The following is a 25,942-nucleotide window of genomic DNA, read 5'->3' as shown; positions in this document are numbered from 1 at the left end:
TCGAGCGCCCAAAAGAAAACCCCGGCGATGGGTTCGCCGGGGGCACTCTAGGATCAGCGGTCGCCGAGCGGCGACTGACCGGGTCTGACGATGACTATTCCTCGTCGTCCTTCAACAGGTCTTCCTTGCTGATGGGCTCTTCCTTGACCTCGGCCTGATCGAAGATCAGGTCGCAGACCTTTTCCTCGTAGATCGGGGCGCGCATGCCCGCGGCGGCGTTGGGGTTCTGGCGATAGAAGTTCAGCACCGCCTGCTCCTGGCCCGGATAGTTGCGGGCCTCGGCGATGATCGCGTTGTTCAGCTCCTGGTCGGTCACGGTGACGTTGTTCTCGCGACCGATCTCGGCCAGCACCAGGCCCAGACGCACGCGGCGCTCGGCGATCTTGCGGTATTCTTCCTTGAGCTTCTTTTCCGACTTCTTGGCGTCGGCCTCGGGCAGGCGGCCGGCTTCCTTGTCGGCCTCCACCTGCTGCCAGATGCCGTCGAACTCGGCCTCGACCATCTTGGGCGGCAGGTCGAAGGAGTGCTGCTCGTCCAGCTGGTCCAGCAGGGCGCGCTTCAGCTTGAAGCGGGCGGCGCCCTTGTACTGCTGATTCAGGTTGTCGCGCAGCAGCTCCTTGAGCTTGTCCAGCGACTCCAGGCCCAGGCGCTTGGCGAATTCATCGTCGATCGCGCTGTCCTTGGGGGCCTTCAGGGCCTTGACCGTGACGTCGAAGGTCGCGGCCTTGCCGGCCAGATGAGCGGCTTGATACTGCTCGGGGAAGGTGACCTCGATGGTCTTCTCGTCGCCGACCTTGGCGCCGGTCAGTTGCTCCTCGAAACCGGGGATGAAGCGGTTGGAGCCGATGATCAGATCCGCGTCCTCGGCCGAGCCGCCCTCGAACGCCTCTCCGTCGATCTTGCCGACGAAGTCGATGGTCAGTTGGTCGCCCTCGGCAGCCTTCGGGGCCTTGCCGCCCTTGTCCTCATAGGTCTTGGCCTGACCGGCCAGTTCCTTCAGCGCCTCGTCCAGATCGGAATCGGCCGCCTCATAGACCGGGCGGGTCAGCTTCAGGGACTTGGGGTCCACCGGCTTGAAGTCCGGCATGACTTCCAGAGCCATCTCGTAGGACAGGTCTTCCTGGCCCGCGACCACCTTGTCCATGTCGGACACCAGCTTCATCTCGGCCGGGGCGGCCGGGCGCAGCTTGGCGTCGTCCAGGGCCTTCTGGCTGGACTGGTTCAGGGCGTCGTTGACGATCTCGCCCATCAGGTCGCGGCCATAGGTCTTGCGCACGTGCGACACCGGCACCTTGCCAGGGCGGAAGCCTTTCAGCTTCATCTGCGGGGCGACTTCGGCCGCCTTGGCGTCCAGCTTGGCGTTCAGCTCGGAAGCGGGGATGGTCACCGCGATCACGCGGCTGAGACCTTCGGCGGACTTTTCGACGACTTGCATGGACGTGTCTGACGCTCTGTGGCGGCGCTTTCGAGCAGCGCTCGCGGGTGGAAAATGCGAAAAGGGCCGCCCCGTGCGGAAGCGGCTCCTCGAAGCCCGCCCTTATGTCGGCAAGGGCGGTTCAGGTCAACGACCGGGTTTCGTTTGCCGCCCGGCGTGGCTATCTGGACGGCATGACCCAGCCCGCCTCCCCCATCGGCGTTTTCATCGCCCCCGTCACGCCTCTGCAGCAGAACTGCACCGTCGTCTGGTGCACCGCCACCAGCAAGGCGGCGGTGATCGATCCGGGCGGCGGCGTCGACATGATCCTGGCCGAGGTGAAGCGGCGCGGCCTGACCCTTGATCAGATCTGGATCACCCATGGTCACATCGACCATGCGGGCGGGGCGGCGGAGATGAAGGAGAAGTCCGGCGTCCGCATCGAGGGCCCCCACCCCGAGGATCAGTTCCTGATCGAGGGCCTCGCCGCCCAGGGCCAGATGTACGGCATGCCCGAGGCGCGGACCTTTGAAACGGACCGCTGGCTCGACGAGGGGGATGTGATGACGCTGGGTGAAACCGTCTGGGAGGTCCGCCACTGTCCCGGGCACACACCAGGCCATGTGATCTTCTTCAACCGGGCGGCCAGGTTCGCCCAGGTGGGCGACGTGCTTTTCAAGGGCTCCATCGGCCGCACGGACTTCCCGCGCGGCGATCATCAGACCCTGCTGGATTCGGTGGTGACCAAGCTTTGGCCGTTGGGTGACGATGTCACCTTCGCCCCCGGCCACGGGCCGGTCTCGACGCTCGGCGAGGAGCGCCGGACCAACCCGTTCGTGTCGGACTCGGCGCTGAAGCGCGCCTGACGCCCTAGCGCCGCAGAAGCATGCCCAGCACGACGCCGACGCCGACGGCGCCGAGGCTGCTGCGCACAGGATGGGCGCGGATGGTTTCGCCGGCGCGCTGTGTGCGGCTTTCAGCCCAGCTGCGACCTTCCCGCAGACCGCGTTCGATCCGGGCTGTCATGGGCGACGACCCGCTGGTCGCGCCGGCGTTCAGATCAGGCCGGGGGGACAATGTGGGGTCAAGGGAGCCGGTTTCGGGCGTGTTCGTGTCGGTCCGGGCGGTGACGTCGGTCATGGCGATCTCCTGCATGGGGTGGAGCCTGTTCAACTTGGCGCCCGCGCAGACGGTTCCAGCTTGGCCGTGAACATGCACGACCGCGGCGCGTTGGCTTCCTGACAAAGGAGACCACCCCATGACTTACATCGAACCCACGCCTCCCGGCGGACCGTCGCCCGAGATCGAGCCCGGCAACACCCCCGGCCCGGAAATCGATCCCGCGGACACGCCCACCGAGATGCCGCCGCTGGAACCGGGCGGCGGTGATGAAGGCGACTCCCGCCCCCACGACTGAAGACCCGCGAATTACCATCCGCAAGCGGAACCATGGCGGGGGCCCGGGGTTCACTTTTCAACAGCAAAGCACGCCTCTCAGGCGAACCGAAAGGAGCCCCGAAATGGCTGAAGGACAGACCCCGCGCGCGTCCGGCGTATCCAAGCGCGGCTTCGCGTCCATGGACCCCGAACGCCAGCGCGAAATCGCCCGCAAGGGCGGCGCCAGCGTCCCCAGCGAGAAGCGCAGCTTCTCCCAGGACCGCAGCCTGGCCGCCCAGGCCGGCCGCAAGGGCGGCGAAGCGTCTCACGGCGCCCGCAAGCCCGAGAAGAACGACCAGGGCTGATCCAGAACTGACGCTTACGATCAGGCCCCGAGCAGCACCAGCGCCACGCTGGGCTCGGGGCCGACGTACAGGTCGCGCACCCGCCAGCCCGCAGACTCAGCCAGGGCCGTCACACGATCCGGTGTGAACTTGCGCGAATTCTCGGTGTGAAGAGTTTCGCCTTCGCGGAACTTGAACCGCCGCCCAGACACCTCCACTACCTGATCCCGGCGCGCGCGAAGATGCATCTCGATGCGCGCCTCGTCCGCGTTCCACAGCGCCTGATGATGGAACGCCGACGGGTCGAAGTCCGCGTCCGCCTCGACATTCGCCCGCTCCAGCAGATTGAGATTGAAGGCGGCCGTCACCCCGGCGGAGTCGTCATATGCGGCGATCAGCACGGCGGGATCCTTGACCAGATCCACCCCCAGGATGAACAGGGAGCCCTCGCCCAGCATGGCGCGCGCGTCTTTCAGGAAGGCTCTCGCCTCTTCGGGGTCCAGGTTGCCGATGGTGGAGCCCGGAAAGAAGCCGACACGACACCCGCTCGGCAAGCCCTCAGGCAACGCCGCCGGGTGCAGGAAATCGCCCGCCATGGGGCGAACATCCAGCCTCGGATAAAGCGTCCGGATTCGGACCGCAGCCTCCTCCAGCGCCGTCTCGCTGATGTCGATGGGCACATAGGCGGCGACGCCGGGCGCGGCGTCCAGCAGCACCTCGGTCTTCTCACTGGCGCCGCTGCCGAACTCCACCAGCACAGCATCCTCACCCATGGCCTCGGCCAGTCGGGGGGAGACTTCGGCCAGCAGCGCCGCCTCCTGGCGCGTGGGATAGTATTCCGGCAGGCGGGTGATGTCCTCGAACAGACGTGAGCCGGCGGCGTCATAGAACCATTTGGGCGACATGGCCTTCGGCGAGGCGGACAGCCCCTCGATCAGGGCCTGGGCGAACGGCTCCAGATCGTCGGTCCCTTGCGAACGCCGCGCGGGCGCGTCCTCGGCCAGTCTCAGTCCCATGAATTGCCACCTCTGATGCGGATAGAAGAAATTGCGGTAGGTCGCGCGCGAATGCCCCGGCGCCGTGGCCCAGGAGGCGCCCCGCGCCACCATCTGGTTGGCCATGAACTTGCCGTTGTACTCCGCCGCCGTGCCCTCCGTGGCGCGAAAGCCCGGATAGGGAAGATAGGCGCTGCCGGTCCATTGCCAGACCTGGTCGAAGGCGTTGTCCAGCGTCCCCTGCTTCATCGCATGCTCCCACTCGAACTCGGTGGGCAGCCGCTTGCCGGACCAGCGTGCGAAGGCGTCTGCCTCATAGAAGCTGACATGACGCACCGGCGCGTGGGGATCGATCGCCTGCGGGCCCGCCAGGGTGAAGACCCGCCAGTCATTCCCCTCGCCGCGCCAGTAGTCTGGCGCGGTCCAGCCGTGAGCCTGAACCGCCGCCCAGCCGTCCGACAGCCACAACTCGGGGCGCCGATAGCCGCCGTCCGCCATGAAGGCCAGCCAGTCGCCATTGGTCACCAGCGACCGCGCGATCCGGAACGGCGCCAGCATCACCGGATGCGCCGGCCCCTCGTTGTCAAAGGCGAAGCCCGCGCCGTCATGGCCGATGCTGACGAGCCCGCCGTCGAAATCCGTCCATCCCCGATCCGCGCCGGCCGCGTCCGGCCCGCCCGGCTCCGCGCCATAGGCCGCCGGCTCCAGCGGCGAACAGGACATCAGGTGCAGCAGGTCGGTCAGGAACAGCTCCTGATGCTGCTGGTCGTGGTTCAGGCCCAGATCGAACAGATAGCGTTCCTGCGGATCCTCCAGCCCCTCGCCCAGAAAGGCGATCATGCGGCGGTCGATCTCGCGGCGATAGGCCAGCACCTCGTCCAGCGACGGGCGCGTCATCAGACCCCGGTTCGGCCGCACCACCCGGGCGCCGAGCGCCTCATAGTAGGAGTTGAACAACCGCCCCAGACGCTCGTCCACCGGCTGATAGCCTGGCCGTCGCGCCAGCAACATCACCTCGAAGAACCAGCTTGTGTGAGCCAGGTGCCACTTGCCCGGACTGGCGTCGGCCATGGACTGGGCGCCCAGATCTTCGGCGGACAATCCGGCGGCCAGACCGGTCATCCGCGCGCGCACGATCTGGTAGCGATCCGTGTCCTGACAGGATGCCCCGTCGACCCTGCTGGCGATGTTCATGGCGTGACGCCCCCCGTGTTCTGAACGTCCATTCGCCCTTCCGCGTACAGTCTAACACCCGGGGCCGGGCGCTGTTCCCCAAATGCGCCTATGGCCGGAACACTCTGTTTGGCCTCGCGTTCTCAGCATCGTCCGCCGGATGTGGCGGCCCCAGTTCCTGTCCGCAAGGTCCCGCCCATGCCCGCTCGCGCGTCTGTTGTTGATTCGCGCCCTGAAGGGGACGCCGACACCGGCATCGCCGAACCCGCGGTCTGGCGAGAACAGGTCATCGCCCTGATCCCTTCGCTGCGAGCCTTCGCATGGTCCCTGTCGCGCGACCCGTCCGACGCCGACGATATGGTGCAGGAGACCCTGACCAAGGCCTGGACCCACCGCGACAAATTCCAGCCGGGCACCAACCTTCGCGCCTGGCTGTTCACCATCCTGCGCAACAGCTGGTACACGGCCGTCTCCAAACACCGCCGCGAGACGCCGGACGAGGACGGCAAGATGGCCGCGACCCTGACCAGCCCGCCGTCGCAGGAATGGTCCGTCGAACTGCATCAGCTTCAGGCCGCCCTGAACACCCTGCCCCCCGAACACCGCGAGGCCCTGGTCATGGTCGGCGCTGCGGGCCTGTCTTACGAGGAAGCCGCCGAGATCGCCGGCTGCGCCCTGGGCACCATCAAGAGCCGGGTCAACCGGGCGCGCAACCGTCTGGCCCAGATCATGGACGTGGATCGCGAGAGCGACGCGGCCTAGTTGCGCTTGTCGCCCTTGGCCGAGGGCGCGCCGCTGATGCGCCGGGCGTGGTCTTCCAGCGTCTCGGGAACCCTTTCGGATTCAATCCGGCGAACCGCAGCCTTCAACACCGCGTCGGCGCGCAGGGACGCAGGCTTTCCGCGCTTGTCAGAATCCTTGGCCAATCCGTCCCCCGACGCGCTGCAAAGGCCAAGCTTGCCATGATCCGTCACGCCTGTCGCGCACAGGATGTGCGACGCAGACGGATCACTTGACGGCGTGTTTGGCGTATTCCAGCCGCGCGATGGTGCGGTTGTGAACCTCGTCCGGGCCGTCGGCGATGCGCAGGGTGCGGACCATGGCGTACATGGCCGCCAGCTCGGTGTCGCCCGACACGCCCGCGCCGCCGAACGCCTGGATGGCGTCGTCGATGACCTGCAGCGCCATGCGCGGCGCCGCCACCTTGATCTGGGCGATCTCGGAGCGGGCGTTTTTGACCCCCACCTCGTCCATCATCCAGGCGGCCTTCAGCACCAGCAGCCGGCACATCTCGATGTTGGTGCGCGCCTCGGCCACCCGCTGCTCCCACACCGAATGCTCGGCGATGGTCTTGCGGAAGGCCGTGCGGGTCAGAAGCCGCTGCACCATCAGCTCCAGCGCCGCCTCCGCGCAGCCTATGGTGCGCATGCAATGGTGGATGCGGCCCGGCCCCAGACGCCCCTGGGCGATCTCGAAGCCGCGGCCCTCGCCCGCGATCAGGTTCTCGGCCGGCACGCGCACGTTCTCCAGCACCACCTCGGCGTGGCCGATGGGAACCTCGTCATAGCCGAACACCGTCAGCATCCGCTCCACGCGGAAGCCGGGCGTGTCCGCCGGCACGATGACCATGGACTGCTGGGCGTGGGTGGAGGCGTCCGGGTCCGTCTTGCCCATGACGATGGTCACGGCCAGGTTCGGGTGCGCCATGTTGGTGGACCACCACTTGCGCCCGTTGACCACATAGTGGTCGCCGTCCCGCTCGATGCGGGTCTGGATATTGGTGGCGTCCGACGAGGCCACTTCCGGCTCCGTCATCAGGAAGGCCGAGCGGATCTCCCCGGCCATCAGGGGTTTCAGCCAGCGGTCCTGCTGGGCCGCGTCCCCGAACATGTGCAGCACTTCCATGTTGCCGGTGTCGGGGGCGTTGCAGTTGAACACCTCCGCCGACCACAACGCCCGGCCCATGATCTCGGCCAGGGGCGCATACTCCATATTCGTAAGGCCGGCGCCGTCTTCGCCCGGCAGGAACAGGTTCCACAGCCCCTCGGCCTTCGCCTCGGCCTTGAGCCGCTCCATGGTGGGCGGCTGAACGTTCGGCTCGGCCCGCACCTCGGCCCAGTAATCGGCGGCGGCGGGCAGCACACGCGCGTCCATGAAACGCTTCAGGCGGTCCTGCCATTCAAGCGCGCGGTCGGAATGCTGGAAATGCATAGGCGTATCCCCTCTCCCTCCCCGTCCCGGGGAGGGTGGTCGCGAAGCGACCGGGTGGGGAGGACTCGGCAAGGCAGGCTCGCTGTCTCGCTCAAGGCGCCCCCACCCCGTCATCGCTGCGCGTTGACGGCCCTCCCCCGAGAGGGAGGGAGAAATGCAGCCAGGCCGCCTAGCGCTTCAGCAGCGGGGCCAGCTTCTGGGCGATCATCATGTCGCCGGCGATCTTCAGCTTGCCCTGCATGAAGGCCATCATCGGATCCAGCTTGCCTTCCGACAGAGCCATGAAGTCGTCCCAGCTGATCGACACCACGGCGTCGGCGGGCTTGTCCTCATTGGTCACGGTGTTCGGCACCGAGGCGCCGTCGATGTAGATCTGGCCGGTGTCGCCCAGGTCGATCTTGACGGTCTTGCCCAGGCCGGAGTTCTCGCCGACGGCGCTGCGGATGTGTTCGGTAACGGAAGCCAGATCGGCCATGGTCGTCTCCCTTGATCGACGTTTGATGTGATGGGTAGCCCTCGACGCGGCGGGCCACAAGATCACCTAGCGTCAAGAGCGCAACAGTTTCGTGAGGCCGCACCCGCTCCAGCTCCCTGTCCAGCCGCCAGCGACAGGACCGTCTTGCGTTAGGCCTCTCACATCTGCTTCATGACCACATCGGATGCGTTCGGGGGCCGTCGTCCTTGCTGACGCCGGTGCATCCGTGGAGGCCGAGCAGCAGCCGCAGGGCTGGGTCGCGCCGCCCTCTCCTCACCATAGTTTTCAGACTCGGGACGACCGCATGACCCTGGACAGCGACTCCGCCGACGAACGCCCCCGGGGCGTCGTGCACCGCTACTGGTTCGGGATCGTACTGTGGAAACGAATTCTGCTGGCCCTGGTCCTGGGCGCTGTCGTCGGCCTGATCTGGGGCGAAGGCGCCGGCCAGATCCGCTGGCTGGGCGACCTGTTCGTGCGTCTGATCCAGATGGTGGTGGCGCCGCTGGTGTTCGTCACCATCGTGTCCGGCGTGATCAGTCTCAGCGACCCCAAACGTCTGGGCTCCATCGGGGTCAAGGCCGTGTCGTTGTATGTGCTGACCAGCCTGACCGCAGTGGGTGTCGGCCTGACCCTGGCCCTCCTTATCCAGCCCGGTGCGGGCGTGGACTTCTCCGACGCGATCCCCCGCGAAGGGCTCGAGGCGGCCCAACCGTTCGCCGGCCTGATCGAGATGATCGTGCCGACCAACCCGATCGCCGCCCTGGCCTCGGGCCAGATTCTCGCGGTGATCTTCTTCGCCCTGATCCTCGGCGCGGCCATTCTGGTGTCCGGCGAGGCGGGCAAGCCGCTGGCCGATGTGTTCAACTCCGCCGCCGAGGCCATGCTCAAGCTGGTGGGCTTCATCATGGAGGTGGCGCCCTTCGGCGTCTTCGCCCTGATCGCCTGGGTCATGGGCACCACCGGCCTGTCGGCCTTCGTCAATGTGGCGCTGCTGGCCTTGTGCGTGGTGGTCGGCTGCCTGATCCAGATTCTGGTTTTCCAGGGCGGGATCATCAAGCTGTTCGCGCGACTTCCGGTCTGGCCGTTCTTTCGCGACGTGACCGACGCGGCGCTGGTGGCCTTCTCCACCTCGTCGTCCTCGGCGACCCTGCCGGTGACCATGGCTGTGGCCGAGGGCAATCTGGGCATCAAGAAGCCGGTCTTCTCCACCGTCCTGCCGCTGGGCATGACCGTGTCCATGGACGGCACCGCCCTGTACATCGGCATCCTCGCCGTCTTCGCCGCCCAGGCCTTCGGCATCACCCTCAGCGCGTCCGACTACGCCCTGATCGTGGTCACGACCCTGCTGGTGTCCATCGGCACAGCCCCGGTCCCCTCGGCCTCGCTGTTCATGCTTGCGGCCGTGCTTCAGGGAATCGGCGTCGATCCGATGCAGACCGCCCTGCTGGTGGGCTTCGTCCTGCCGTTCGACCGCATCCTCGACATGACCCGCACTGTGGCCAACGTCATCAGCGACCTCGCGGTCGCCACCGTCGTCGGCAAGTGGGAGAACGAGATCGACGTGGAGGCCTACATCGCCCCGCCGGTGAAGTGACGCGACGGCTTACGACCGCAAACACCTCGAACCGGCGCGGACCCATAGGGCCCTCTTCAGGCGCCGCCCAGGTCAACCGGCGAAGACGTCATCACCCTGAAGGTGTGCAGATCGCCGTCCGCAGCCCGGATCGAGATATATTCGCCCGGCACGAAACGCTCGTCGTCCAGACGAAAGCCGAACTCGTCATCCGCCTCGCCGGGTTCGAAATCGAAGAACCATCGGCCATCGTCAGACTGGGCGAGGCGACCGACGGCTTCCGTTGCATCATTGCGGAAACGGCGGACGCGACAGTGCTCGGCCTGGGTCCGGCAGGCCGCCTTGTCCAGCTTCTGGTCGCTGTCCAGAGGGATGACCAGATCATAGCCGAAGCCGGAATCCCCGGCCGGATGATCCGGTTCACGGGCCAGTTCCAGCCGCACGTGGTGAAAGGCGGCCTGAGCACTCATTCTCCGGCTCCAGGATCACGCATATCGAGATTCGACCAAATGGCGATTCCGCCGACCGACACGATGAACGCGGCGAAGGCGGCGACCACGCCGCCGAGAATGATGAGGGATTGAAGAGTCATGATGGTCTCCTTTCCCCTCGATCCTGGGCGTCGTGAATCCTCGCGTCCTTGATCCGGATCAAGGACGGCGCGCTCTTCCTTTCCCTGATGAAGATCGTAAATGACGGATTACAAGCCGAGGCGGCCGAGGCGGCTCATCTTGTCCAGCCAGACGCGCCGTCGTCCCAGAGAGGCCCCCTCGACCATGCCGAAGACGGTAGTCTTGACCGGCCCGAAACCTACGAACTGGAAGACGTTGCGGCTGAGGCTTCTGAGGCTGTGCGCGCCGAACCAGCTGAAATAGACCCAGCCCGGCATGCCCATGGTGACGACCAGCCGCGCGGACCGCCCCTTGAGCAACCCGCCCTTGGCCGTACGCTTCGGATCAAACGCAAAATCGGGACGCAACACCTGTTCGAGGAAAGCCTTGAGGACCGCCGGCACATCGCCCAGCCACAGGGGATAGATCACCACCACATGTTCGGCCCAGAGCAGATCCTGCTGACAGATCTCCACGATTTCCGGCGCCGGGCTCTCCCAGTCCGAGCGGCTGGTGAGCAACGGAATGTCCAGGTCACCCAGGATCAGGGTGCGCAGGGTGTGACCCGCCTCACGCGCACCTTCACGATAGGCCTCGGCCAGGGCATGGCACAGGCGCTGCGGCGAAGGATCCGGATGACCTTCGATGATGAGGATGCGCCGGGGCGGCTTGCGGAGCGTGTCCATGCGCCATGATCGTCGCCCGCCTCGCGGCCGGCCTTGATTCAGATCAACGGGACAGGTGATCCGGCCGGATCAGTAGCCCGCCGCCAGAGCCAGCCGCATCAGGTCGGACAGGGTGCGGACGCCCGCCTTGGTCATGAGGCTGGCCCGGTAGACCTCGACCGTGCGCGCGCTGATCTCCAGGTCTCGCGCGATCTCCTTGTTGGACTGTCCCGACGCCACCCCGGCGAGCACATCCCGCTCCCGGGGACTGAGACGGCTCAGCCATTCGGGCGTGTCCACCGACGCGGCGCCGGCCGGCGTCGGGGCCGAAGCCGCCAGCGCTCCTTCAACGAGCCGGATGAACACCTGGTCGTGGAACGGCTTCTCAAGGAAATCCCAGGCCCCCGCCTTCATGGCCTCGACCGCCATCGACACATCCGCGTGCCCCGTGATGATGAGGACCTGATGGGGCAGGTCGAGCGTCCTGATCCGCCGCAGCAGATCGAGCCCGGACAGACCCGGCATGCGCACATCCGTCACGATGCACCCGGGCTCCAGATCCCGTCCGCGAGCCAGCAGGGAATGGGCTTCCGGATAGGTGCGGTGCGCATGACCGCGGACGTCCAGCAGGAAAGACAGCGACTCCCGCATGGCTTCGTCATCGTCCACGATGTGAACCACAGGATCGGTCATCAGACCCCCTCTCTGGCCAGGGGGACCGTGAAGGCGAACATGGTCCCTCCCACGTCGTTCTGCTCACACCAGATCGAGCCGCCGTGAGCCTCCACGATGGTGCGGCAGATCGAAAGCCCCACGCCCATGCCGTCAGACTTGGTGGTGACGAAGGGCTGGAAGAGCCGCGCCTGCACCTCCGGCGCCAGGCCCTTTCCAGTGTCGCTGACCCAGATTCGGGCGAAGCCTTCATCGTGAGCGGCCACGCCGATGATGAGGTCGCGCCGGGGTTCCCCGACCATGGCCTCAATGGCGTTGCGGATAAGGTTCAGCGCCACCTGCTGGATCTGGATCGAGTCCGCAAGCACCGGGCCTACGTTCCGGTCGAACTGATAGGAGACACGCAGATCCAGGGGGCGCGCGCCGATCAGGCCCAGGGCGCTGGCCTCCTCCATGATCTTGACCGGATCCTGAGGCGCCCGCTCCGTGTCGCCCTTGGCGACAAACTCCCTCAGGTGGCTGATCACATCCCCGGCCCTGAGCGCCTGATCCCCCGCCTTCCTGAGCGCTTCACGCACCCGCTTCAGATCGGGATCGGGCTGTTCCAGCAAGGTGGCGGAGCCCTTCATGTAGTTGTTGATGGCTGCCAGAGGCTGATTGAGTTCGTGGGCCAGCGACGACGCCATCTCACCCATGATGCTCAGGCGGGACACGTGGACAAGCTCCGCCTGAAGCTCCTGAAGCCGCCGCTCCTGCTCGCGCTTGTCGGTCAGGTCGCGCACAAAGCCGGTAAAGAAGCGATCTCCGTCGAAATTCGCCTCGCCGACCGCCAGCTCCATGGGAAAGGTGGACCCGTCGCGCCGCTGGCCCACGACGATGCGCCCGATTCCGATGATCCGGCGTTCACCGGTCGTTCGATACCGGTCCATGAAGACGTCGTGATCATCCCGGTAGGGAGACGGCATGAGCACCTTGACGTTGCGGCCCTCCACCTCGGCCGTCCGCCACCCGAACAGTCGTTCGGCCGTCGCGCTGAACGACTGGATAATGCCCTTTTCGTCGATGACGACCATGGCCTCGGGGACTGTATCCAGGATGGACTGAAGGTGGGCCTGCCGCGCGGCGGCCTGTCGGCGACGCGTGAGATTCATGTGCCCCATTTGCGCAACCACGGGCCCGATGATCAGGAACAGCAGGGCGTCAAGGATGTTGGCGCGATTGAGCCAGAGCGCGTCGCCCAGAAGCAGGACGGACATGATGAGGCACAGGCCCGTGGCCGCCAGGGCGGGGGTGCGCCCGCCGAACGTGGCCGCAAGCAGCACAACCGGCAGGTAGAGCAGGAAGAAGCTGCGGTCGGTGAATGTCTCATCCAGGCCGAAGCGCAGCATGAGCACCACGGCGACGCCCGCGACCACCGCCAGGACGCCTCGAACGAGATCATCCCTCTTGACTGCCGTCAGGTTGACTAGCCGCATGCCCATCGCCGCAAAGGAGAGGTCACGGGGACTATCACGACGGCGCCGAACGCCGCCACTTCTTTCCGGCGCGGTGGCGCCCGCCGTCGCCGTGGGACGCAACGTCAGGCGTCGGCCCAGGCCCGCAGCCGTTCAGGCCGCAGCAGGCGATAGCGGCGCGCGCCGAAGAACTCGACCATGCCCTCGGCCTGAAGCTGGGACAGCATGCGTGAGACCGTCTCGATCGTGAGGCCCAGATAGTCCGCCATGTCCTGACGGCCCATGGCCAGTTCGCCATGACCCATGCGGCGGCTCAGCGACAGCAGAAACACACCGACTCGCTCAAGGGCCGTATGGCGCCCCAGCAGCATCAGATGCTCCCGCGACCGCTCCAGCTCCTGGGTGGTGGCTTCCCAAAGAGCGGCCTGGATGCGCGTGTCGCCGGTGTGCCCCGGAAGCGCCGCGCCGGGCTTGAAGACCAGCACTTCGCAGGTGGTCAGCGCCTCGGCTGCGAACCGGTGCGTCTGACCGCACTCGAGCCCGAACATGTCGTCGCCGAAATAGAAATCGCCGATCTGGCGACGGCCATCGCTCATGATCCGGGTCGTGCGCACCGCGCCCGAGATGACCCGGTACAGCAGGTCCGCCTTCTCGTCCTGGGTGTAGATGTCCTCGCCGCGGGCGAACACCATCCGGACGCCGAGTCCTTCGAAAGGCTCCGGATGGGCGAGGGTTTGAAGGGCGGGATCCAGAAGGGTCATGGGCTTGCTCCTTGAACCCAAGCTAGGCGCGCGCCGGAGACCCTGAAATTCGGGACCGCCCCCTAAGGGATTCTACGGAGTGGCCAGCCCCGCCTTTTGATCTGCATCATGGCGGCTTGGCGTTGGCGGAGGGATGGTTCGCTCAAGGAGGCGCTCATGCAGATGTACGGCAAATGCCTGGTTGTGGTGGCGGATGGGGAAAACGCCCGCCTGTTCGAGGAGGGGCGGCGCGGGGGTCCCTTGGCGGAACGCCCTGCCTGGACCGAAGATCTCACGCCCACGGCGACCACCGCCCACGCCAAGGGCCGGGTTTTCGAGCGCTTCGGTCCCGGATCGCACACCATTGACGCCATGCGGCCCAAGGACCGGTCCGAAGCACGATTTCTCGAAAATCTGGCGGAACGCGTGGACAAGCTGGTCGTCAGCGAGGGCTTTGAAGACGTGATCCTCATCGCGCCCCCACGGGCCCTTGGCGTCTTACGTTCAGCCCTGCCGCCCGCCACGCTGAAACGACTGGGAGCCAGCGAGGCCGCCGAACGATGCGGCGAGACCCCCACTGCTCTTCGCGACGTCGTCAGGCGCCTTCGCGGACAAGCCTGAACCGCCAATCAAGGAGTGATGTCATGCGTAATCTACTCGTCGCCGCCATGGCCTGCGCGGGCGCCGCCTGCGCGCCCTCGCCCGAGATCAGCACGACCGGAGACGCGCGTCTCGACTCCACCGGAATGGAAGCCGCGGCCGCCGAGCGCGCGGAGATGATCGTACGCTCGAACTGTTCAGGCTGCCATGCCGTCGGACTGACCGGCGCCAGCCCCTTGCCGTCCGCGCCGCCTTTCCGCGAAGTCGCGGCCAGGCGTGATCTCTTTCTCCTTGAAGAGGACTTCGGGCGGGGCCTGGTGACCTCTCATCCCGACATGCCGCCGTATCGATACCGCGCCAGCGAGATCGACGATCTGATGGCTTATTTCCGCAGGCTGGAGCGTGAGGGCCGGCTGTAACGCAACGACCGTCCGGCAGGGTCCGCTCGGGCCAGAGTCCCAACGAAGGAACGTCCCATGGCCTATGCAAGTCTGATGGTTCACGTCGACCATGGTGTGGAAAGCGACACCCGCGTGACCCTGGCGCACGACATGGCGACGACGTTTGACGCCAGGCTGATCGGTGTCGCCGCCACTGCGCCGGACACCTGGGCCATCGCGCCCTACATGCACGGCGCCTTGCTGGGCGATGCGCTCGACATGTACATGGACATGGCCAGAGACAATCTCGCTCAAGCGGCCGCTGATTTCGCGACCCTCACCAAACCCCGGGCGAGCCGGTGTGAATGGCGCGGCGAAATGGGTGACCTGGTCGAGGTGATCCCCCGGCAGGCCCGCGCCGCCGACGTGATCATCCTGGGCCGTCAGCCTCATTCAAACGCCGTCTGGCGGATCGACGTCGGGGATGTGTTGTTCGCCGCCGGCCGGCCGCTGCTGCTGACGCCTCCTGACCCGGCCCCGAATCCGGTCGGCGCTCCCGTGCTCTTGGCCTGGAAAGACACGGCGGAGACCCGCCGGGCGGCCCTGGCCGCACTCCCGCTGTTGAAGCTGGCGGAACGGGTCGAGGTCCTCGAATTCTGCCGCGACGACGATCTGGAGGACGCCGGCGCCCGCACCGCCGACGTGGCCGGTTTTCTGCGTCTGCACGGGATCACCGCGGGGTCTCAAGCCAGCGCCATCGGGTCAGCCTCCGCAGGCGACGGCCTGCTTGCGGCGGCCGACGACTACGGCGCCGGGCTGATCGTCGCCGGCGCATACGGCCATGCAAGGCTGCGACAACGGGTTCTGGGCGGCGTGACGCGCACACTGCTGGAGAAAAGCCCGCTCTGTCTGCTGCTCAGCCACTGACCTGCACCCATCGCACAGCCCCGAGGATCCCATGGCGTACAAAGATATTCTTCTGCCCCTCTTCACCTACCCGACGCCCATCCCCGAATCGGCCATGCGCAACGCCGCGGCCATAGCCATGCGGTTGGGCTGCGGATCGGACGGCGGCGAACTGGCCGCCATGGTCTTCAGGGTCCAGATCCAGCCCACGCGGAACCGTCTGGCGAATTTTCTGGCCCAGACGGACGACCTGATCCGTGAAGAAAACCGTCGATGCGTCGCCGTGGCCGAAAAGACCGCCGCCGCGTGGTCGGAAATCGCCGCCGGGTGCGGCCTGAGAAACCGGACGTTCATCCGCGACGTGGACATGTTCGGCGAGGCCGAGGCGCTTTCCAGTGCGGCGCGGACCTCCGACATCTGCATGGTCTCGATCGGTCCCGAGCAGGAAATCGACAAGGCGGCGGCGGAATCGATGCTGTTTTCGTCAGGGCGACCGCTCCTGATCTTCCCCGAGGCCAATCCGCTGCGGGACAGCGGGACCTTCGAGCGCATCGTCGTGGCCTGGGACGCAAGCCGAGCTGCGGCGCGAGCCCTCGGGGACGCCCTGCCCCTGCTCATCGGCGCAAGCGACGTCCGTATTCTGACCGTGGTCGGCGAAAAGGCCTCGGCCAGGTCCGGCCAGGGCGCAGAGGTGATCCGGCATCTGGCGCTGCACGGCGTGCAGGCGACGGTGGATGAGGTCGACGCCGCCGGCCGGCCCATAGGCCAGGTGCTGGAGACCTACATGAACCAGCAGGACGCAGACCTGCTGGTGATGGGCGGCTTCGGCCATTCCCGGGTGCGCGACTTCCTGCTCGGCGGCGCGACCGGCGCGCTCCTGAAGGATCCCAAATTTCCGGTCCTTCTCTCCCATTGATGACCCGCGGGCTGAGGCCGCGATGGAAGGGGCGCAGCTCTGCGGCTCTGGCCGGACTCGGGGCGGTCTATCTGATCGTCCTCGTCCTCGGCCTGGCGACGGCGCCGGAGGGCGCCCCCATCACCGATCCGTGGTTCACCCTGATGGAGGGGCTGATCCTTCTGATCGCGCCCCTGATGGTGGCGATGATGGCGGACATCCATGCGCGGGCGACGCCCGAGGCAAGGACTGGAGCGCTTCTCGCGGTCGCCTTCATGACCGTGGCGGCGGCGATTACCTCTACGGTTCATTTCTCGATTCTCGCCCTCAGCCGCACGCCGCCCTTCTCTGACGCCGCGTGGTCGGGGGTCTTCGCGTTCGAGTGGCCGTCGGTGGTTTACGCCCTGGACATCCTGGCGTGGGACGGGTTCTTCCCCCTGGCCCTGTTCTGCGCGGCCCCGGCCGTTCGCAGCAAGCTGATCCGCCGCCTGCTGCTGCTGGCGGCCGCCCTCGCCCTCATCGGGCTGCTGGGGCCCGTCCTCGGACGGATGGACATCCGCAACATCGGCATCCTCGGATACGCCGTGGTCTTTCCGCTCGCCGCAGCCCTTTACGCATTCCGCCCCCCGGCCCTGGAGCCGAGCGGCGCCTGAGGCGCGGCGCGTATCCGGCTGTGGCTGAAACAGAAGCGGCCCCGCATCGGGGGCCGCTCCATGCCTGTCGTGCTGAACCGGCGTCAGAACCGGCGCGACACGCCCAGCGAGACCACCCAGGGATCCAGGCTGACGTCGCTGGTCAGGGCGCCGCCGTTGATCTCGGCGTCCGTGTCGAACCAGATCTTCTTCACGTCCACGTTTAGGCTCCACGGGCCCTGCAGCCCGATGTCGGCCCCGGCCTGCAGCGCCAGGCCGAAGCCGTCGTCCAGGTCCACCGTAAAGCCGTTCATGTCTTCGCCTTCAAAGAAGACCATGTAGTTCACGCCCGCACCCACATAGGGGCTGAACCGTCCCTCGGTCAGCGGGCGGTACTGCAGGGTCACCACGGGCGGCAGCACCCAGGTCTCGTGCACCGCCACATCCGTGCCCGGTCCCTGGGCGCGGATTTCATGCTTGGTGGCGCCCAGAATGGCCTCGACGGCGAAGTGGTCGGTCAGGAAATAGGTGAACCCCAGCGTCGGCATGGTGCTGTCGCCCACATCGACGTTCAGGCCGGTGCCCACGCCGGCCGAGGTCAGGATCGCGTCGTCGGCGCCCGACGACACATTACTGACCCGCGCCGAGATCAGCCACTCGCCGGCGCGGGGCGCGCGCCAGGCGTCGTCGCTCTGGGCCAGGGCGGGGGCGGCGCAGGTGGCCGCGGCCAGGGCGGTGAGGATAAAGGTCTTCGCTTTCATGATGTCATCCCCGACGCCCGGTCGCCTCATGCGGCCTCTGTGGCGTCTTGTGCAGAGGATGAACCGGGGCCGAAGCCCGCGCCTTGATTTAGCGCAAGTCCTTGCTGGAAAAGACGTTTCAGATCACGCGCGCATGACGGTCAGCGGGCACGGTATGGGCGTCGAACACCGCACAGACGGCGCGCACGAACGGACGTCCCAGCGGGGTCACCGTCACCCGCGTCCCCTCGATCCTTATCAGGCCGTCCGCTGCGAACGGCTCCAGACGGCTCCAGACATCGCCCAGGCTGTCCGGATCGAAACCGTGAAGCCGGGTGCAGGCGTCCACATCCACCGCGAAGTCGCACATCAGCCGTTCGATGAGCGCGCCGATCAGGACGTCCTGATCGGTCAGGCCGACGCCGCGCGCCACCGGAAGCTGTCCCTTCTGGACCGCCTGGCGCCACTCGCGCTCCTGGACGAGGTTCTGCGAGAAGCCCTGCGGCGTCCGGCTGATCGCCGAGGCGCCCAGACCGATCAGCGTCGGGGCCGTGTCGGTCGTATAGCCCTGGAAATTGCGGCGCAGCCGTCCCGCCCTCTGCGCCGCGGCCATGGAGTCGTGCGGCAGGGCGAAATGGTCCAGCCCGATGGCCGTCCATCCCTTGGCCTGGAGGTATCGTGTCGCCACCTGACTCTGAAGAAAACGGGCCCCGGAGTCCGGCAGGTCCTCGGTGCGGATCAGCTTCTGGTGGGGCTTCATCCAGGGCACATGGGCATAGCCGAACAGGGCGATGCGGTCGGGCTTCAGATCGGTGATCTGGCCCAGGGTCGTCACCACATTGATCTCGGTCTGCAGCGGCAGGCCGTACATCAGGTCCAGGTTCAGCGAGGTCACCCCTTGCGCCCGCAGCCCTTCGACGGCGTGGCGGATGGACTCGAAGGACTCCGGCCGGTTGACCGCCGCCTGCACCCTTGGCGACAGATCCTGAACGCCCAGGCTGGCGCGGCTCAGGCCGATCCGGCCGGCCGCCCGCATCCAGTCGTCGGTGAGAACCTCGGGGTCCAGCTCGGCGGCGATGTCGTAGCAGTCGGACAGGTCGAACCGGCCGGCCAAGCCCGCCATCAGCCGTTCCAGCTCCTCGGGCGGCAGCATATTGGGCGTGCCCCCGCCCAGATGGATCGACCCCACCCGGACACCCCGCCCCACATGGGCCAGCACCAGATCGGCCTCGGCCAGCAGCAGATCCACATAGCTGCTCATCACCGCCACGCGGTTCATCGCCCGCGTGTTGCACCCGCAGTACCAGCACAGGCGCTTGCAGAACGGGATGTGCAGATACAGCGAGATCGGGGTCTCGACCGGCGCCGTCGACAGCCACTGGCCCCATCGCGTCCCGTCCACCTCCGCGGTGAACTGGGCGGCGGTGGGATACGATGTGTAGCGCGGCGCATGGGCGTCATAGCGCGCAATCAGGTCGCGCACGATCTCCGGAGACGGGGCTGCGGAAGTGACGGACAGGCTGTGGCTGAGCATGGAAGGCGCTCTTCAAAAGAAAAGGTCGCGGCGCTCCGCAGGTGAAGCGCCGCGACAGTGGAGGGTCAGTGACCGACTTCGGCGTCGTCGGGGTCCGGCGCCGAAAGCCCGGCGTCTCCTTCGTCGAACAGGCGGAATTCGTGCCACAGGCCGTTCAGGATGCCGAAGGCGACTGCGAGGCCCAGGCCCAGAATCCAGGCGAAATACCACATGGGATGAGAGCTCCTCGGCTCAGTAGAGGTCAGGGTTGGTCTTCAACTCGGCGGTGGAGGTGCGGCCCCACAGCACCCGGTAGACCCAGGCCGTGTAGATCAGGATCAGCGGCAGGAAGATGATCGTGCACACCAGCATGATGAACAGGGTCAGGTGGCTGGAGGACGCGTTCCACACAGTCAGGCTGGAGGCCGGATCGATGGAGCTGGGCAGGATGAACGGGAACATCGACAGACCGACCGTGGAGATAATGCCCACCGTCGAGACCGAGGACCCGCCGAACGCCAGCACAGCGGATCGCCGCCATATGCCGGCCAGGGCCGCCAGGGCGCCGAGGAAGCCCAGAACCGGCGCCGCCATCATCCAGGAATAGGTCTGGTAGTTGGTCAGCCAGGCGCCCGGGACCGCTTCGGTCAGGGCGCGCAGCGGGTTGGATGGGCCTTGGACGTCCAGCACGCCGGTCACCGCATAGCCGACGCCGCCGTACGCCACATAGAAGCCGCCGGCCGCGAAAAGGATCAGCGACAGGATGGCGGCGATGCTGCCGTACGTTCTGGCCCGGTCCAGCACCGGTCCCCGCTCGGCCTTGATGCTCAGCCAGGCCGCGCCGTGCACCACCAGCATGGCGACGGAAAGGAGACCCGCCAGCAGGCTGAAGGGGGTGAACAGGCCCAGCAGGGTCCCGTCATAGAAGATGCGCAGTTCGCTTGTCAGGCGGAACGGCGCGCCCAGCAGGACATTGCCCACCGCCACGCCGAACACCAGGGCCGGCACGAAGCCGCTGATGAACAGGCTCCAGTCCCAGAACGCCCGCCACCGGGGCGAGGTCCGCTTGGACCGGTACTTGAACGCCACCGGTCGCAGGATCAGGGCGGACAACACCAGGAACATGGCCAGGTAGAAGCCCGAGAAGCTGACCGCATAGACGAGCGGCCAGGCGGCGAAGATGGCGCCGCCCCCCAGGATGAACCACACCTGGTTGCCCTCCCAGGTCGCGCCCACGGTGTTGATCACCATGCGGCGCTCTTCATCGGTCCGGGCGACGAAGGGCAGCAGCGCCCCCACGCCCAGGTCGAACCCGTCGGTGAGGGCGAAGGCGATCAGCAGCACCCCCAGCAAGCCCCACCACAAGACGCGTAGCGTCGCAAAATCGATCGGCAGATCCATGATCGGATATCCTTTGAAAGACGAGGTCAGGCCACGGTCGGCGCGGGTTCCCGCGCGGCTTCGGCGGGCTGCGGGTCAGGGTCCCCGAACAGGCTGTGTTCGTGGAAAGGCCCCTTCTTGATGGTGTGCAGGATCAGTCCCACCTCCACGACGGCCAGGGCGCCGTAGAACAGGGTGAAGCCGATGATCGTGGTCCACAGCTGCGGAACGCTCAGGCTGGACGCGCCCAGGAAAGTGGGCAGAACCCCCTCGACCGCCCAGGGCTGGCGACCCACTTCCGCGACGATCCACCCCAGTTCGGCGGCGATCCACGGCAGGGGCATGGCCAGCAGGGCCACCCACAGGAACCATCGTGTCTCATGCTTGCGCAGGGTGCACAGGATGAAGGCGGTGGCGAACAGGGCGATCATCAGGAAGCCGATCCCCGCCATGATCCGGAACGTCCAGAACATCAGAGGCACGTTGGGCACGGTGTCCCAGGCGGTGATCATGATCTGCTCCGGCGTGGCGTCACGGGGATCCTCCACATAGCGCCGCAGCATCAGGCCGTAGCCCAGGTCGTTGCGGTGCACCTCGAAGTCCGCACGGGCCTGCACGTCGGTGGTGTCGGCCTTGATCCGCTCAAGGGCGTCATAGGCCAGCACCCCCCGCTCGATGCGGTCCTCGGAAATGGCGACCAGCTCGAAGATGCCGTCGACGGTGCCGTCCAGACTGCGGGTGGCGATAAGCCCCAGAGCCCACGGGATCTGGATCTCGTAGCGGGTCTCGCGGGCAGCCATGTCGGGCAGACCGACGATGCTCAGCCCGGCCGGGGCCTCGTGGGTGTGCCACATGCCCTCGATGGCCGCGAGTTTCATCTTCTGGTTGTCGGTCAGGGCGTAGCCGCTCTCATCGCCCAGCACCACCACCGACAGGGACGCCGCCAGACCGAAGGCCGCGGCCACGGTCATGGACCGCTTGGCGAAGCCCACGTGGCGCCGGCGCAGCAGGTAGAAGGCCGACACGGCCAGCACGAACGCCGCCGCGATCACATAGCCGGCGGAGACCGTGTGGACGAACTTGGCCTGGGCCACCGGATTGAACAGCACGGCCATGAAGTCCGTCACTTCCATCCGCATGGTGTCCGGGTTGAAGGTCGAACCCACCGGGTTCTGCATCCAGCCGTTGGCGATCAGGATCCACAGGGCGGACAAGTTGGTGCCCAGCGCCACCAGGAAGGTGACGAACAGGTGCGTCACCGGCTTCAGCTTGTCCCAGCCGAAGAACATCAGGCCCACGAAGGTGGCTTCGAGGAAGAAGGCCATGAGCCCCTCGATCGCCAGCGGCGCCCCGAAGATGTCCCCGACATAGTGGCTGTAATAGCTCCAGTTCATGCCGAACTGGAACTCCATGGTGATCCCGGTGGCGACGCCGAGCGCGAAGTTGATGCCGAACAGAACGCCCCAGAACCGGGTGATCGTCCGCCAGATCGGCCGGCGGGTCATCACATAGATCGACTCCATGATGACCAGCATGAATGAGAGCCCCAGAGTCAGGGGCACAAAGAGGAAGTGGTAGAGGGCTGTCAGTGCAAACTGCAGCCTGGAGAGGTCGACGACCGCAAGGTCGATCATGGCTGAAGACTCCTGGAATCGGCCCCGACGACCGATGTCTCTCGGCCCTTAGCCGGGTCCGGCCTCCCTCGACTTTGATCCTGATCAAAGTGCGCGCGCGCGGCAGCCTCTAGAGCCGTTTGGTGAGCTTCCGGGACGACATCTGATCATGACCATGACCGCAGAGCGCGACATCGCGCCCGCCGCCTGGCTGAAGGCCACGGCGCGACCCTGGAAGCGAAAGGTCGCGGTCACGACGCTGCTGACCGTCGCCGACGTGGCGCCGGCCATCGGCTTCGCGGGCGGTCTGGCCATGACCGTCGCCCGCTTCAGCGACGGCCTGTCGGCGGCGACGCCCTGGCTCGCCCTGGCGGTGGTCAGCCTGATCGCGCGCGGCTTCGTCAGCCAGGCCATGCTGGCCATGGGCGCGACGATGGCCAGGGACGTGAAGGCCGATGTGCGCGCCCGGCTGCTGGCCGATCTCTTCCAGCGGGGCCGGCGTTCGGCCGACCGCCTGGCCGCGCCGGTCGAGGGGGTGGCGGCGCTGGACGGCTACTACGCTCGCTTCCTGCCGCTGCGCATCGCCGCAGGGGTCTCGCCGCTGATCATCATCGCGGCGGCCGCCATGGCCAGCCCGGTCACTGCGGGCCTTCTGGTTTTCACCCTGTTTCCCTTAATTGTCGGCATGGCCCTGGCCGGATCCGCGGCCGCCGCTGAAAGCCGCCGTCAGTTCTCGGCGCTGGAGCGGCTGTCCGGCCTGTTCATCGACCGCATCCGCGCCCTGCCTGCCGTGCTGGCGTTCGGCGCCGAGGCGCGCGTCACCCAGGAGATCGCCGACGCCTCCCGCGAGCTGGAGACCCGCTCGGCCCGGGTCATGCGGGTGGCCTTCCTGTCCTCGGCGGTGCTGGAGTTCTTCTCCGCCCTGTCGGTGGCGCTGGTGGCGGTCTATTGCGGCTTCAACCTGCTGGGCCTGCTCCCGTTTCCCGTTCCGGAAGCCCTGACCCTGGCGCAGGCCTTCTTCGTCCTCGCCCTGGCCCCGGAGGTCTATCATCCGCTGCGCCGGCTCGCTGCGGCCTATCATGACCGGCAGGCCGCCGAGGCCGCGGTTCCTTCGCTGGTGGTCGAGGCGGCGGTGCCGGAGCGTCAGGTCGACCTGCCGATGACCGCACCCGCCGTCCGGTTCAAGGAGGTGCGCATCGCCTACGGTCCCGGCGCGCCGGTGATCGACCGTTTCACCCTGGATGTGCGCCCCGGCCAGATCGTGGCCCTGACCGGCGCCAGCGGGGTGGGCAAGTCCAGCCTTCTGCATCTGCTGCTCGGCCTCGCACCGCTCACCGGCGGCCAGGTGGAGGTCGGCGGCGCGCCCCTCGGCGAGGCGGGCCATTTCGCCGGCCAGATCGCCTGGGCTGGCCAGAACCCCGTCATCATTCCCGGAACCCTGGCGGACAACATCCGGGTCGCCGACCAGAGCGCCTCCCTCGAACAGGTTTCGACCGCCGCCCGCGCGGCGGGACTCGACCTGTCGCTGGACCGTGTTCTGGACGAGCGTGGCGGCGGTCTGTCGGGCGGCGAACGCCGCAGGCTCGGCATGGCCCGCGCCATGCTCAAGCGCGCACCCCTCATGCTGCTGGATGAACCCACGGCCAATCTGGATTCTGCGAGCGAGACCGCAATGCTGGATGTGATCCGCAAGGCCGCCAGGGGCCGCACCACCCTGATCGCCACCCACTCCACGGCCGTTGCGGCCATGGCCGACCGCGTGGTGCGGCTGTGAGCCGGGCCGTCGAGGGCGCGCGCATCCGCGCCATGATCGCCGGGCAGCGCCGCCTTGAGCGCGGCCGGCTCAGGCTGGCGGCCGCCGGCGGGGCGGCGGTCTCGGTGGCGGCGGTCTGTCTGCTGGGCCTGTCCGGCTGGTTCATCACCGGCGCGGCCCTGGCCGGCGTGGCCGGCATGCTGGCCGCCCAGACCTTCAACTATCTGATGCCCAGCGCGATCATCCGCCTGCTGGCCATCATCCGCACCGGCGCGCGCTATGTGGAGCGGGTGGCGGGTCACGAAGCCGCCCTGCGGGCGCTGGCTCGACTGCGGCCCCAACTGTTCAGCGCCCTGGCCGCCGCCCCGCCGGAACGGGCGCTCGGCCTGTCCTCCGGCGAGGCGTCCGCGCGCCTGATCCAGGACGTGGATGCGGTCCAGACCCTTTTCGTGCGTCTATCCACCCCGTGGGCGCTGGGCGCCGGGGCCATGTCCGCGATCATCCTGACCAGCATGGCGACGCCCACGGCGGGGCTGCTGCTGGCCCTGACCCTCGGTGTCGGCGCCTTCGGATCGGTGATTCTGGCGCGGCGGCTTGCGGATCCTGCCGGGCGCGAGCTGCAGGTGGCGGTCGGCGCGCTCAAGGACCACATCGGCGCCCTCGAGGCCGCCGCGCCCGAGATGAAGGCCTACGGGCTGCAGGACTGGGCCGCCGACAGCGTCGCCTCAGTGGCCGCCCGCCACGACGCCATCCAGACGCGCCTGACCCTGGCGGCGGGATGGATCGCCCTGTGGCAGTCCGGCGTGACCGCCCTGGCGGTCGTACTGGTGGTGCCGGCCACCGTCGGCGCCTCCCTGCCCATGACCGCCCTGGCGGCGCTGGCGGCGGTGATGGGCGTGGAGGCCGCGTCCGGGCTCGCCGGGGCGCTGCATCAGAACGGCGCCGCGGCCCAGGCCATGGCCCGCCTGGACGAGCTGACAACCGAGCCATCCGTCGACCTGCAGGCTGCGGTCCCGTCCCACGGTCTGAGACTGGCGGCCCGCAACATCGATCTGGCGCCGGGCATGCGGCTGGCGTTCACGGGGCCCTCGGGCGCGGGCAAGACCAGCCTGATCGAGCGGCTCGCCGGTCTCCGTCCCGCCCGGCCCGGCGAGTGGTTCCTGGGGGAAACGGACGCCGCGCACATTCGTCCGGAAGGGCGCCGCGCTCTGTTCGCCTACGCCGCCCAGGACGTGCGCCTCATCGACGGCACGGTGCGTCAGAACCTGCTGCTGGCCGGTCCGGCCGATGACGCGGCCCTGTGGCGCGCGCTGGAGGATGCCGCGCTGGCGGACCGCATCCAGACCGACCCGCGCGGCCTCGACGCCCCGGTGGGCGCCGGGGGCGAGTTCCTTTCCGGCGGCGAACGCCGCAGGCTGGGTCTGGCCCGCGCCTATCTCCGGGATGCGCCCTGGCTGCTGCTGGACGAACCGACCGAAGGCCTCGACGCCGCGACCCAGGGGCGCGTGCTCGAAGCGCTGGAGCAACGCCTCGCCCGCACCGGCCAGGGCCTCCTCCTCGTCAGCCACCACCCTGCCCCGCTCAGCCTCTGTCCGGTCACGGTCGAGGTTGGTAAACTGCACGGTCCGCTCCAGACGTCCGACCAAAGCGCCCTGCTGACAGCCTGACGTCACGCTTTCGCGATCGTGAGTTTCGGCTGAGAGGGTCTTTCGGGCGCCATCACAAAATTCTCATGCCCTTTCACGTCGCGGGATTTGACCCCGCCGCCACGGGGGACAAGAGTGCGCCCCCTCGCGACCGGCTCGACTCGAGCGCGGTTCGAT

General features: G+C 67.4%; 29 protein-coding genes. 12 read left to right on the top strand and 17 right to left on the bottom strand.

Annotated elements, in window-relative coordinates:
* Positions 1–94: 94 nt before the first annotated feature.
* Positions 95–1,435, bottom strand: a complete 1,341-nt coding sequence (gene tig / locus IWC96_RS07135) for a trigger factor (protein WP_021698086.1) — start codon at positions 1,433–1,435, stop codon at positions 95–97.
* Positions 1,436–1,608: 173 nt separating this feature from the next.
* Between tig and IWC96_RS07130 the strand changes: the two genes are divergently transcribed.
* A complete protein-coding gene (locus tag IWC96_RS07130) occupies positions 1,609–2,280 on the top strand; it encodes an MBL fold metallo-hydrolase (RefSeq protein WP_045319233.1) in 672 nt (223 codons plus the stop codon).
* A gap of 4 nt (positions 2,281–2,284) precedes the next feature.
* Here the strand turns inward: IWC96_RS07130 and IWC96_RS07125 are convergent, their stop codons facing one another.
* Entirely contained in the window at positions 2,285–2,554 is a 270-nt protein-coding gene (locus IWC96_RS07125; RefSeq protein ID WP_196838643.1) for a hypothetical protein, read from the bottom strand.
* A gap of 118 nt (positions 2,555–2,672) precedes the next feature.
* Between IWC96_RS07125 and IWC96_RS07120 the strand changes: the two genes are divergently transcribed.
* Both IWC96_RS07120 and IWC96_RS07115 read left to right on the top strand, forming a co-directional pair.
* Positions 2,673–2,831, top strand: coding sequence for a hypothetical protein (locus IWC96_RS07120; protein ID WP_021698082.1), 159 nt, complete (start codon positions 2,673–2,675; stop codon positions 2,829–2,831).
* Positions 2,832–2,934: 103 nt separating this feature from the next.
* Positions 2,935–3,156, top strand: coding sequence for a general stress protein (locus IWC96_RS07115; protein WP_021698081.1), 222 nt, complete (start codon positions 2,935–2,937; stop codon positions 3,154–3,156).
* Between the two features lie 20 nt (positions 3,157–3,176).
* On the opposite strand, the gene egtB is transcribed toward IWC96_RS07115, so the two are convergent.
* Positions 3,177–5,324: an ergothioneine biosynthesis protein EgtB gene (gene egtB / locus IWC96_RS07110; protein ID WP_021698080.1), complete on the bottom strand. Its 2,148-nt coding sequence runs from the start codon at positions 5,322–5,324 to the stop codon at positions 3,177–3,179.
* Positions 5,325–5,501: 177 nt separating this feature from the next.
* Between egtB and IWC96_RS07105 the strand changes: the two genes are divergently transcribed.
* The gene (locus tag IWC96_RS07105) at positions 5,502–6,065 is read left to right on the top strand and encodes a sigma-70 family RNA polymerase sigma factor (protein ID WP_021698079.1); all 564 of its coding nucleotides are present in this window, start codon (positions 5,502–5,504) and stop codon (positions 6,063–6,065) included.
* Here IWC96_RS07105 and IWC96_RS07100 read toward each other — a convergent pair.
* The 3 genes from IWC96_RS07100 to IWC96_RS07090 all read right to left on the bottom strand — a co-directional run bounded on the left by IWC96_RS07100 (position 6,062) and on the right by IWC96_RS07090 (position 7,989).
* Positions 6,062–6,229, bottom strand: a complete 168-nt coding sequence (locus tag IWC96_RS07100; RefSeq protein WP_021698078.1) for a hypothetical protein — start codon at positions 6,227–6,229, stop codon at positions 6,062–6,064. The genes IWC96_RS07105 and IWC96_RS07100 overlap by 4 nt on opposite strands.
* 82 nt (positions 6,230–6,311) lie before the next feature.
* The gene (locus IWC96_RS07095) at positions 6,312–7,514 is read right to left on the bottom strand and encodes an acyl-CoA dehydrogenase family protein (protein ID WP_021698077.1); all 1,203 of its coding nucleotides are present in this window, start codon (positions 7,512–7,514) and stop codon (positions 6,312–6,314) included.
* 169 nt (positions 7,515–7,683) lie between these two features.
* Positions 7,684–7,989, bottom strand: coding sequence for an SCP2 sterol-binding domain-containing protein (locus IWC96_RS07090; RefSeq protein WP_021698076.1), 306 nt, complete (start codon positions 7,987–7,989; stop codon positions 7,684–7,686).
* Positions 7,990–8,293: 304 nt separating this feature from the next.
* Here IWC96_RS07090 and IWC96_RS07085 point away from each other — a divergent pair, with 304 nt between their 5' ends.
* A complete protein-coding gene (locus IWC96_RS07085) occupies positions 8,294–9,586 on the top strand; it encodes a dicarboxylate/amino acid:cation symporter (protein WP_196838642.1) in 1,293 nt (430 codons plus the stop codon).
* Positions 9,587–9,642: 56 nt separating this feature from the next.
* Here IWC96_RS07085 and IWC96_RS07080 read toward each other — a convergent pair whose 3' ends face one another.
* The 6 genes from IWC96_RS07080 to IWC96_RS07060 form a co-directional block, all read right to left on the bottom strand.
* Positions 9,643–10,035 (bottom strand): hypothetical protein, encoded by a 393-nt coding sequence (locus tag IWC96_RS07080; RefSeq protein ID WP_021698074.1) that lies wholly within the window; start codon positions 10,033–10,035, stop codon positions 9,643–9,645.
* The gene (locus IWC96_RS16085; protein ID WP_021698073.1) at positions 10,032–10,157 is read right to left on the bottom strand and encodes a hypothetical protein; all 126 of its coding nucleotides are present in this window, start codon (positions 10,155–10,157) and stop codon (positions 10,032–10,034) included. The genes IWC96_RS07080 and IWC96_RS16085 overlap by 4 nt, the downstream gene beginning before the upstream one ends.
* Before the next feature lie 108 nt (positions 10,158–10,265).
* Positions 10,266–10,862, bottom strand: a complete 597-nt coding sequence (locus IWC96_RS07075) for an NAD(P)H-dependent oxidoreductase (protein ID WP_021698198.1) — start codon at positions 10,860–10,862, stop codon at positions 10,266–10,268.
* A gap of 69 nt (positions 10,863–10,931) precedes the next feature.
* Positions 10,932–11,534, bottom strand: a complete 603-nt coding sequence (locus IWC96_RS07070; protein WP_021698197.1) for a response regulator transcription factor — start codon at positions 11,532–11,534, stop codon at positions 10,932–10,934.
* Positions 11,534–12,988, bottom strand: a complete 1,455-nt coding sequence (locus IWC96_RS07065) for a PAS domain S-box protein (RefSeq protein WP_021698196.1) — start codon at positions 12,986–12,988, stop codon at positions 11,534–11,536. The genes IWC96_RS07070 and IWC96_RS07065 overlap by 1 nt, the downstream gene beginning before the upstream one ends.
* Positions 12,989–13,092: 104 nt before the next feature.
* Complete coding sequence (locus IWC96_RS07060; protein ID WP_021698195.1) at positions 13,093–13,728, bottom strand: helix-turn-helix domain-containing protein; 636 nt, start codon at positions 13,726–13,728, stop codon at positions 13,093–13,095.
* A gap of 96 nt (positions 13,729–13,824) precedes the next feature.
* On the opposite strand from IWC96_RS07060, the gene IWC96_RS07055 reads away from it, so the two are divergent.
* The 5 genes from IWC96_RS07055 to IWC96_RS07035 are packed head-to-tail and all read left to right on the top strand — an operon-like array spanning position 13,825 to position 17,141.
* Positions 13,825–14,328 (top strand): host attachment protein, encoded by a 504-nt coding sequence (locus IWC96_RS07055; protein WP_081703515.1) that lies wholly within the window; start codon positions 13,825–13,827, stop codon positions 14,326–14,328.
* A 23-nt stretch (positions 14,329–14,351) separates the two neighbouring features.
* Complete coding sequence (locus IWC96_RS07050; protein ID WP_021698193.1) at positions 14,352–14,726, top strand: c-type cytochrome; 375 nt, start codon at positions 14,352–14,354, stop codon at positions 14,724–14,726.
* A 57-nt stretch (positions 14,727–14,783) separates the two neighbouring features.
* Complete coding sequence (locus IWC96_RS07045; RefSeq protein ID WP_021698192.1) at positions 14,784–15,614, top strand: universal stress protein; 831 nt, start codon at positions 14,784–14,786, stop codon at positions 15,612–15,614.
* A 31-nt stretch (positions 15,615–15,645) separates the two neighbouring features.
* Positions 15,646–16,509 (top strand): universal stress protein, encoded by an 864-nt coding sequence (locus tag IWC96_RS07040; protein WP_196838640.1) that lies wholly within the window; start codon positions 15,646–15,648, stop codon positions 16,507–16,509.
* Positions 16,509–17,141 carry a hypothetical protein gene (locus IWC96_RS07035; RefSeq protein ID WP_021698190.1) on the top strand — a complete coding sequence of 211 codons (633 nt, stop codon included), beginning with the start codon at positions 16,509–16,511 and terminating at the stop codon, positions 17,139–17,141. The genes IWC96_RS07040 and IWC96_RS07035 overlap by 1 nt, the downstream gene beginning before the upstream one ends.
* A gap of 83 nt (positions 17,142–17,224) precedes the next feature.
* On the opposite strand, the gene IWC96_RS07030 is transcribed toward IWC96_RS07035, so the two are convergent.
* The 5 genes from IWC96_RS07030 to IWC96_RS07010 all read right to left on the bottom strand — a co-directional run bounded on the left by IWC96_RS07030 (position 17,225) and on the right by IWC96_RS07010 (position 22,384).
* Positions 17,225–17,881, bottom strand: a complete 657-nt coding sequence (locus IWC96_RS07030) for an OmpW family protein (protein ID WP_045319264.1) — start codon at positions 17,879–17,881, stop codon at positions 17,225–17,227.
* A 118-nt stretch (positions 17,882–17,999) separates the two neighbouring features.
* Positions 18,000–19,394 (bottom strand): oxygen-independent coproporphyrinogen III oxidase, encoded by a 1,395-nt coding sequence (gene hemN, locus IWC96_RS07025; RefSeq protein WP_021698188.1) that lies wholly within the window; start codon positions 19,392–19,394, stop codon positions 18,000–18,002.
* Positions 19,395–19,459: 65 nt separating this feature from the next.
* Entirely contained in the window at positions 19,460–19,606 is a 147-nt protein-coding gene (gene cydX, locus IWC96_RS07020; RefSeq protein WP_021698187.1) for a cytochrome bd-I oxidase subunit CydX, read from the bottom strand.
* Between the two features lie 19 nt (positions 19,607–19,625).
* Complete coding sequence (gene cydB / locus IWC96_RS07015) at positions 19,626–20,774, bottom strand: cytochrome d ubiquinol oxidase subunit II (protein ID WP_196838639.1); 1,149 nt, start codon at positions 20,772–20,774, stop codon at positions 19,626–19,628.
* A 26-nt stretch (positions 20,775–20,800) separates the two neighbouring features.
* Positions 20,801–22,384, bottom strand: coding sequence for a cytochrome ubiquinol oxidase subunit I (locus IWC96_RS07010; RefSeq protein WP_045319263.1), 1,584 nt, complete (start codon positions 22,382–22,384; stop codon positions 20,801–20,803).
* Positions 22,385–22,535: 151 nt separating this feature from the next.
* Here IWC96_RS07010 and cydD point away from each other — a divergent pair, with 151 nt between their 5' ends.
* Together cydD and IWC96_RS07000 are read left to right on the top strand one after the other, a co-directional pair.
* A complete protein-coding gene (cydD, locus tag IWC96_RS07005) occupies positions 22,536–24,140 on the top strand; it encodes a thiol reductant ABC exporter subunit CydD (protein ID WP_021698184.1) in 1,605 nt (534 codons plus the stop codon).
* Positions 24,137–25,786, top strand: a complete 1,650-nt coding sequence (locus IWC96_RS07000) for an amino acid ABC transporter ATP-binding/permease protein (protein ID WP_021698183.1) — start codon at positions 24,137–24,139, stop codon at positions 25,784–25,786. Before cydD ends, IWC96_RS07000 begins: the two co-directional genes overlap by 4 nt.
* Positions 25,787–25,942 lie beyond the last annotated feature (156 nt).

The sequence above is a fragment of the Brevundimonas sp. BAL450 genome, from assembly GCF_015767455.1.
Lineage (GTDB): Bacteria > Pseudomonadota > Alphaproteobacteria > Caulobacterales > Caulobacteraceae > Brevundimonas > Brevundimonas abyssalis.
This window is presented reverse-complemented; position numbering and strand designations above follow the sequence as displayed.

Coding starts and splice junctions, on each gene's coding strand:
- IWC96_RS07125 (WP_196838643.1), bottom strand. CDS start 2,554: ATGACCGACGTCACCGCCCGGACCGACACGAACACGCCCGAAACCGGC.
- IWC96_RS07030 (WP_045319264.1), bottom strand. CDS start 17,881: ATGAAAGCGAAGACCTTTATCCTCACCGCCCTGGCCGCGGCCACCTGC.
- IWC96_RS07040 (WP_196838640.1), top strand. CDS start 15,646: ATGGCGTACAAAGATATTCTTCTGCCCCTCTTCACCTACCCGACGCCC.
- IWC96_RS07130 (WP_045319233.1), top strand. CDS start 1,609: ATGACCCAGCCCGCCTCCCCCATCGGCGTTTTCATCGCCCCCGTCACG.
- IWC96_RS07120 (WP_021698082.1), top strand. CDS start 2,673: ATGACTTACATCGAACCCACGCCTCCCGGCGGACCGTCGCCCGAGATC.
- egtB (WP_021698080.1), bottom strand. CDS start 5,324: ATGAACATCGCCAGCAGGGTCGACGGGGCATCCTGTCAGGACACGGAT.
- IWC96_RS07060 (WP_021698195.1), bottom strand. CDS start 13,728: ATGACCCTTCTGGATCCCGCCCTTCAAACCCTCGCCCATCCGGAGCCT.
- IWC96_RS07075 (WP_021698198.1), bottom strand. CDS start 10,862: ATGGACACGCTCCGCAAGCCGCCCCGGCGCATCCTCATCATCGAAGGT.
- IWC96_RS07090 (WP_021698076.1), bottom strand. CDS start 7,989: ATGGCCGATCTGGCTTCCGTTACCGAACACATCCGCAGCGCCGTCGGC.
- IWC96_RS07095 (WP_021698077.1), bottom strand. CDS start 7,514: ATGCATTTCCAGCATTCCGACCGCGCGCTTGAATGGCAGGACCGCCTG.
- IWC96_RS07085 (WP_196838642.1), top strand. CDS start 8,294: ATGACCCTGGACAGCGACTCCGCCGACGAACGCCCCCGGGGCGTCGTG.
- cydX (WP_021698187.1), bottom strand. CDS start 19,606: ATGTGGTATTTCGCCTGGATTCTGGGCCTGGGCCTCGCAGTCGCCTTC.
- IWC96_RS07065 (WP_021698196.1), bottom strand. CDS start 12,988: ATGCGGCTAGTCAACCTGACGGCAGTCAAGAGGGATGATCTCGTTCGA.
- IWC96_RS07105 (WP_021698079.1), top strand. CDS start 5,502: ATGCCCGCTCGCGCGTCTGTTGTTGATTCGCGCCCTGAAGGGGACGCC.
- hemN (WP_021698188.1), bottom strand. CDS start 19,394: ATGCTCAGCCACAGCCTGTCCGTCACTTCCGCAGCCCCGTCTCCGGAG.
- IWC96_RS07045 (WP_021698192.1), top strand. CDS start 14,784: ATGGCCTATGCAAGTCTGATGGTTCACGTCGACCATGGTGTGGAAAGC.
- IWC96_RS07115 (WP_021698081.1), top strand. CDS start 2,935: ATGGCTGAAGGACAGACCCCGCGCGCGTCCGGCGTATCCAAGCGCGGC.
- IWC96_RS07050 (WP_021698193.1), top strand. CDS start 14,352: ATGCGTAATCTACTCGTCGCCGCCATGGCCTGCGCGGGCGCCGCCTGC.
- cydB (WP_196838639.1), bottom strand. CDS start 20,774: ATGGATCTGCCGATCGATTTTGCGACGCTACGCGTCTTGTGGTGGGGC.
- tig (WP_021698086.1), bottom strand. CDS start 1,435: ATGCAAGTCGTCGAAAAGTCCGCCGAAGGTCTCAGCCGCGTGATCGCG.
- IWC96_RS16085 (WP_021698073.1), bottom strand. CDS start 10,157: ATGACTCTTCAATCCCTCATCATTCTCGGCGGCGTGGTCGCCGCCTTC.
- cydD (WP_021698184.1), top strand. CDS start 22,536: ATGACCATGACCGCAGAGCGCGACATCGCGCCCGCCGCCTGGCTGAAG.
- IWC96_RS07080 (WP_021698074.1), bottom strand. CDS start 10,035: ATGAGTGCTCAGGCCGCCTTTCACCACGTGCGGCTGGAACTGGCCCGT.
- IWC96_RS07070 (WP_021698197.1), bottom strand. CDS start 11,534: ATGACCGATCCTGTGGTTCACATCGTGGACGATGACGAAGCCATGCGG.
- IWC96_RS07035 (WP_021698190.1), top strand. CDS start 16,509: ATGACCCGCGGGCTGAGGCCGCGATGGAAGGGGCGCAGCTCTGCGGCT.